Origin of the sequence: Pseudomonas meliae (assembly GCF_001400515.1) — a bacterium.
Classification (GTDB): Bacteria; Pseudomonadota; Gammaproteobacteria; order Pseudomonadales; family Pseudomonadaceae; genus Aquipseudomonas; species Aquipseudomonas amygdali.
Genome location: NZ_LJQT01000166.1, coordinates 1 through 6,051, shown reverse-complemented (window position 1 = coordinate 6,051; position 6,051 = coordinate 1). Strand labels below are relative to the sequence as shown.

At 59.4% G+C, this 6,051-nt stretch carries 6 protein-coding genes; 3 read left to right on the top strand and 3 right to left on the bottom strand.

What is annotated here, in order from left to right; genetic code table 11:
• The first annotated feature begins 92 nt into the window (after positions 1-92).
• The 3 genes from ALO64_RS07750 to gcvH all read left to right on the top strand — a co-directional run bounded on the left by ALO64_RS07750 (position 93) and on the right by gcvH (position 3,374).
• Positions 93-1,709 (top strand): ABC transporter permease, encoded by a 1,617-nt coding sequence (locus tag ALO64_RS07750; protein ID WP_044344871.1) that lies wholly within the window; start codon positions 93-95, stop codon positions 1,707-1,709.
• A 152-nt stretch (positions 1,710-1,861) separates the two neighbouring features.
• Entirely contained in the window at positions 1,862-2,944 is a 1,083-nt protein-coding gene (gcvT, locus tag ALO64_RS07745) for a glycine cleavage system aminomethyltransferase GcvT (RefSeq protein ID WP_044344872.1), read from the top strand.
• Between the two features lie 43 nt (positions 2,945-2,987).
• Positions 2,988-3,374 carry a glycine cleavage system protein GcvH gene (gcvH, locus tag ALO64_RS07740; RefSeq protein WP_044344873.1) on the top strand — a complete coding sequence of 129 codons (387 nt, stop codon included), beginning with the start codon at positions 2,988-2,990 and terminating at the stop codon, positions 3,372-3,374.
• Between the two features lie 69 nt (positions 3,375-3,443).
• Here gcvH and ALO64_RS07735 read toward each other — a convergent pair whose 3' ends face one another.
• The 3 genes from ALO64_RS07735 to ALO64_RS07725 form a co-directional block, all read right to left on the bottom strand.
• Positions 3,444-3,764, bottom strand: a complete 321-nt coding sequence (locus ALO64_RS07735) for a DUF2388 domain-containing protein (RefSeq protein ID WP_002551535.1) — start codon at positions 3,762-3,764, stop codon at positions 3,444-3,446.
• Between the two features lie 141 nt (positions 3,765-3,905).
• Positions 3,906-5,690 carry a GspE/PulE family protein gene (locus tag ALO64_RS07730; protein WP_044344874.1) on the bottom strand — a complete coding sequence of 595 codons (1,785 nt, stop codon included), beginning with the start codon at positions 5,688-5,690 and terminating at the stop codon, positions 3,906-3,908.
• 110 nt (positions 5,691-5,800) lie between these two features.
• The coding region (locus ALO64_RS07725; RefSeq protein WP_054991682.1) for a hypothetical protein at positions 5,801-6,051 on the bottom strand (251 nt) is incomplete at its 5' end.

Here is a 6,051-nt window from a genome sequence, read left to right as displayed (position 1 = left end):
AGTCCGCTCCTACGGCTTTCAGCCAGAATCAGAAGCAGACCTGTGCGCACGCTCTGCTTACCCTCTTGAACCCCCTCATTTCGAGAACCTCCTTGGCCCATCCTGTCCAACGCCGCTGGTACCCACTGGTCTTCGCCATCGCTGCGCTGGTGTTATTGCCGCTGAGCGTGCTGCTGCTGTCGTGGGAGACCATTGACCAACAGATATGGTCACACCTGCTGGGAACCCAGATGTCCCGTCTGCTGGGTAACACGTTGATTCTGGTGCTGGGTGTCGGTGTGGGTGTAACGCTGCTGGGGGTGAGTCTGGCGTGGCTGACCAGCCTGTGTGAATTTCCCGGGCGGCGCTGGCTGGACTGGGCGTTGATGCTGCCGTTCGCAATCCCTGCCTACGTACTGGCGTTTGTATTTGTCGGGCTGCTGGATTTTTCCGGCCCGGTGCAAACCCTGATGCGTGAATGGTTCGGCTCCGGCCTGCGCCTGCCTCGGGTGCGCTCCACCGGTGGGGTGATCATCGTGCTGGTGCTGGTCTTCTATCCCTATGTCTACCTGTTGGCGCGCACGGCGTTTCTGGCGCAGGGCAAGGGGCTGATGGAAGCTGCACGAGTGTTGGGCAACACGCCCTTGCAGGCGTTCTGGCGTGTGGCGCTGCCAATGGCGCGTCCAGCCATCGGTGCGGGCGTAGCTTTGGCGCTGATGGAGACCCTGGCCGATTTCGGTGCGGTATCAGTGTTCAATTTCGACACGTTCACCACCGCCATCTACAAGACCTGGTACGGCTTCTTCAGCCTGTCCAGCGCCGCGCAACTGGCCAGCCTGCTGCTGTTGGCAGTCCTGGTGCTGCTGTATGGCGAACGTCGTGCCCGCGGTGCAAGCCGCCCGACCAATGAACGGCCGCGTGGCGCTGCGCTTTATCCGCTTAGCGGTATCAAGGCCTGGGGAGCCAGTTTATGGTGCGGGCTGGTTTTTCTCTGTGCCTTCGCCGTGCCGGTGCTGCAATTGATTGTCTGGGTCTGGCAGCGCGGCCGATTCGACCTCGACGAGCGCTATACCGGCCTGATTTTGCACACGCTCTATCTGGGCGGTATGGCGGCGTTGATCACTGTCAGCGTGGCGCTGATTCTGGCCTTCGCGCGGCGCATGGCACCCACACCTGCGATCCGCTCTGGCGTCAGCCTCGCCAACCTGGGTTACGCGCTGCCGGGTTCGGTACTGGCCGTTTCAATCATGCTGGCGTTCAGTTATCTGGACCGTGAGCTGGTCGTTCCGCTTTCCGGCTGGCTGGGCGGTGCAGGCAAGCCGTTGTTGCTGGGCAGCCTTTCGGCGCTGCTGCTGGCTTACCTTGTACGTTTCATCGCGGTCGCCTTCGGCCCGCTGGAGCACAGCCTGTCGCGTATCCGTCCCTCATTGCCTGAAGCCGCACGCAGTCTGGGGGTCAGCGGACCAAAGTTGTTTCTCAACGTGTATCTGCCGCTTTTGGTTCCGGGAGCCTTGAGCGCTGGGTTGCTGGTGTTCGTCGATGTACTCAAAGAGATGCCTGCGACCCTGCTGATGCGCCCGTTTGGCTGGGATACGCTGGCGGTACGCGTGTTTGAAATGACCAGCGAGGGTGAGTGGGCACGAGCGGCATTGCCAGCTTTGTCGCTGGTGCTTGTAGGATTATTACCCGTCATCGGGTTGATTCGTCGCTCTGCCCGTCAGATTGGCTAGGTGCGGGCCCTTCACCTTGCCGCTACAATGCGCCGCAATTGGTGCGGTCTGTCAGAAAATTCGGCCAGCTGTAAGTGCTGCAAACTCCGGTTTATTGGGGGCTTGCCGATCTTTTCTGCCCGCACCTTCGCCACGCCCGGAAGGAGAAACCCATGGGACAGCGTACCCCCCTGTTCGACCTGCACCTCGCCCTTGGCGCGAAAATGGTCGATTTTGGTGGCTGGGACATGCCGTTGCATTACGGATCGCAGGTCGAGGAACACCATCAGGTGCGTCGCGACTGTGGGGTCTTCGATGTCTCACATATGAACGTGATCGATGTGGTTGGCCGTCAAGCCAGAACCTGGCTGCGTTACCTGCTGGCCAACGATGTGGAAAAACTGAATACCCCGGGTCGAGCCTTGTACAGCGCCATGCTGGACGAAAGAGGCGGGGTCATCGATGACATGATCGTCTACCTCACGCCCGAAGGTTATCGGCTGGTGGTCAATGCCGCGACCGGGGTCAAGGATCTAGCCTGGATGCAGTCGCAGCTGGGCGACTTCGATGTACAACTGATCGCGCGCAGCGAAATGGCGATGCTCGCGATTCAGGGGCCAAAGGCCAGAACCCGTATCGCCGAGCTGGTTTCAAGCGCCCGCGCCGAACTGATCCACCAGCTCAAGCCGTTTGAAGGTCTTGATGATGGCGACTGGTTCATCGCGCGCACCGGTTATACCGGTGAAGACGGCCTGGAAATCATGCTGCCTGCCGAAGAGGCCCAGCTTTTTTTCAATGAACTGGTCGGCGCGGGTATCTCCCCGATCGGTCTGGGCGCTCGCGATACGTTGCGTCTGGAGGCAGGCATGAACCTGTACGGTCAGGACATCGGCGAGCATGTTTCGCCGCTGGCATCGAATATGGCCTGGAGCATTGCCTGGGAACCTGCCGACCGTGATTTTATCGGTCGCGAGGCGCTGGAGAGCGAACGGGCTGAAGGAACCGCCTTCAAACTCGTGGGATTGGTGCTCGAAGAGCGCGGCGTTTTACGGGCGCATCAGGTGGTACGTGTCGCAGAAATTGGCGAAGGAGAGATCACCAGTGGTAGTTTCTCTCCTACGCTGAGCAAATCCATTGCTCTGGCGCGCGTTCCGATGGCAACCGCTGACCGGGCCGAGGTGGAAATCCGCGGCAAGTGGTATCCGGTGAGGGTGGTGCAGCCAGCGTTTGTGCGCCACGGCAAGGCCCTGATTTAACCTATGGCGGGTTTTCCGCTGACCCGATGTTGAGGATGACTAAATGAGCAATATTCCCGCCGAGCTGCGTTTCGCCGAAAGTCATGAATGGGCACGTGTTGAATCAGATGGCACCGTGACCGTCGGCATCTCGGACCACGCACAGGAAGCGCTGGGCGATGTGGTCTTCGTCGAGCTGCCGGAAATCGGCAAAGTGTTTGCTGCCGCTGACACCGCTGGTGTTGTGGAGTCGGTCAAGGCTGCTTCGGATATCTACTCGCCGGTTGCTGGCGAGGTGATCGAAGTCAACGCAGCGCTGGGCGATTCGCCCGAGTCGCTCAACAGTGATCCGTACGACGCCTGGATCTTCAAGCTCAAGCCAACTGCCGCTGAAGCCGATCTGGCCAAATTGCTGGATGCTGCAGGTTACAAAAGCGCGATCGGCGAATAACCAATCGCCGGACAAAAAAATGCCGCTCATCGAGCGGCATTTTTTATGCGCAGTATTTGCCAGCAGGGCTTACTGGTTTTCAGCGACCAGATTCTTATCCAGGATCGCGTTGGCCAGTTCCATATCTGTGGCTTTCAGGCCTGGATTGTCTTTGCGTACCTGTTCGATGGCAGCTTCCAGGAACGGACCGCGGATGCCGCCGTCACTGGCGACGAAGCTGCCTGCATCGTCTTGGGCGGCAACGATCAGCTTGTGATCCTTGAAGGTCAGGTAAGTCGAGCCGGTGGTTGCACCGGAAGACAGCACATTACGCCAGAAGGTGTCAGCCATCGCTGAACCCATTGGGATGGAAAGCAAGGCTACGGTGGCGACAGCGAACTTGAGACGCATGATGAATTACTCCAGCTGTGGTTGTTCTGAGGGGTTGGATAGCCAAAGCTACGAACTAGTTCAATCAAGGTGTACCGCGTAGTTCACTTTAGCTGGCTCACCACGATGCACAGCCGTCTGGAACAACGCTTTCAACCCTTATCAGCGTTGCTCGCTCTGCGGTGTCACTCGCAGCACTTCCTCAAGTGTAGTCAGCCCTGCCGAGATTTTCTGGGCACCGGACAGACGCAAACTGCGCGTCCCTTCCTTGAAGGCCTGGCGACGCATGGCGGTCAGGTCCAGGTCCGCAGAAATCAATGCCTTGATGTTGTCGGACATGACCATGATCTCGTAAACCCCGGCCCGTCCCCGATAGCCGGTATCGCGACATTCCACACAACCGACCGCCTGATGTGCGCCGGGCGGTACGGGGGCCTGCCATGGGCGGGTCAGGGTTTGCCAGTCGGTTTCGCTCAGATTGATCGGTGCCTTGCAGTGCGGACACAGGGTCCGCACCAGACGCTGGGCCATGACGCCAAGGATGGTCGCCTTGAGCAGGTAATGCGGCACACCCAGCTCGAGCATACGGCTGATGGCGCTGGGTGCGTCGTTGGTGTGCAGCGTCGACAGCACCAAATGCCCGGTGAGTGCCGCCTGAATGGCCATTTCAGCGGTCTCCAGGTCGCGAATCTCGCCGATCATGATGATATCCGGGTCCTGTCGCATCAGCGCGCGCACGCCGGCGGCAAAGCTCAGTTCGATGTTGTGCTGCACCTGCATCTGGTTGAAGGCCGGCTCGACCATCTCGATGGGGTCTTCGATGGTGCACAGGTTGACCTCGGAGGTCGCCAGTTTCTTGAGGGTGGTGTACAGCGTGGTGGTCTTGCCCGAACCGGTCGGGCCGGTGACCAGAATGATGCCGTTGGGCTGACGGGTCATTTCCTGCCAGCGCCGCAGGTCGTCACTGGAGAAGCCCAGTTGGTCGAAGTCCTTGAGCAACACCTCGGGGTCGAAGATCCGCATGACCATTTTTTCGCCGAACGCCGTCGGCAGCGTCGACAGGCGCAACTCCACTTCACGATTTTCAGGCGTGGTGGTCTTGACCCGCCCGTCCTGTGGTTTGCGTTTTTCGGCGACGTTCATCCGCCCCAGGCTTTTCAGGCGGCTGACAATCGCCATGATCACCTGCGCCGGAAACTGGTAAACGTTATGCAGCACCCCGTCGATTCGAAACCGCACGGTGCCCTGTTCGCGGCGCGGCTCGATATGAATATCGCTGGCGCGCTGCTGAAATGCGTACTGGAACAGCCAGTCGACGATATTGACGATGTGCGCGTCGTTGGCGTCCGGCTCCTGATCACTGGCGCCTAGCTTGAGCAACTGTTCGAAATTGCCCATGTTGCTCATTTTTTGCTCAGAGGCGCTGGCACCGCTGACCGACTTGGCCAGCCTGAAAAACTCCATCGCCATGCGTTGAATGTCTGTAGGGTTGGCGACCACACGCTTGATCTGCAGCTTGAGCACATGCGTAAGATCGCCTTCCCAGGAGCGCACGTAGGGTTGGGCGCTGGCGATGGTCACCGACTCGCGGTCAACCGCCACGGCCAGAATCTTGTGGCGCTGGGCAAAGGCGTAGGACATCAGTGGCGTGACCGCCGCGACGTTGATCTTCAGCGGATCGATACGCATGTAAGGCTGGCCACAGGTTTTGGCCAGCCAGGCGGTCAGGGTTTCCACGTCCAGCTTCTTGCCCGGCCGCTTGAGGTCGTCAAACTGCAGCGAAGCGAGAAACTCGAGGGGATGCAGCTGGATGTTCACCGCGCTGCGACGTTGGGTGAGTGCCGTTTCCGCGTCGTCCTGGCCGAGATAGCCTTCGGCAACCAGATCACGCAACACATCATTCAGATCGAGCCAGCGATCCTGTGAAGAGGGGGCCAGGGCTGCCATGTGGGCTCCTTGAGGCACTTCGTCATTGGACGATGAACAAGAGTAGACGCCAAGCGTGACAGCGTTACTCGTTCTATGCGACCGGGAATTGCCGAAGCGGCTAAATTGATTCAGCCAGTCGCCAGGGCCACGTGCGTTTGTGGGCTGTTCTGCGCGTCGATCTGTTCGACTTCCACGGAGCATACATCGATCAGGTTACGCATTTTTTCGCCGATCACCTGCGCTCTGTGCCAGCTCAGGCTGGCAACTTGCAGGCCGATGAGCAGCGTCTTCTCTTGTCGCGCCACACTGAGCTGGTCGGGAATCAGGTACTGCATTGCAAACAGGTTCAGCACCTGACAAAGGGAAGCTCCGAGCAAGG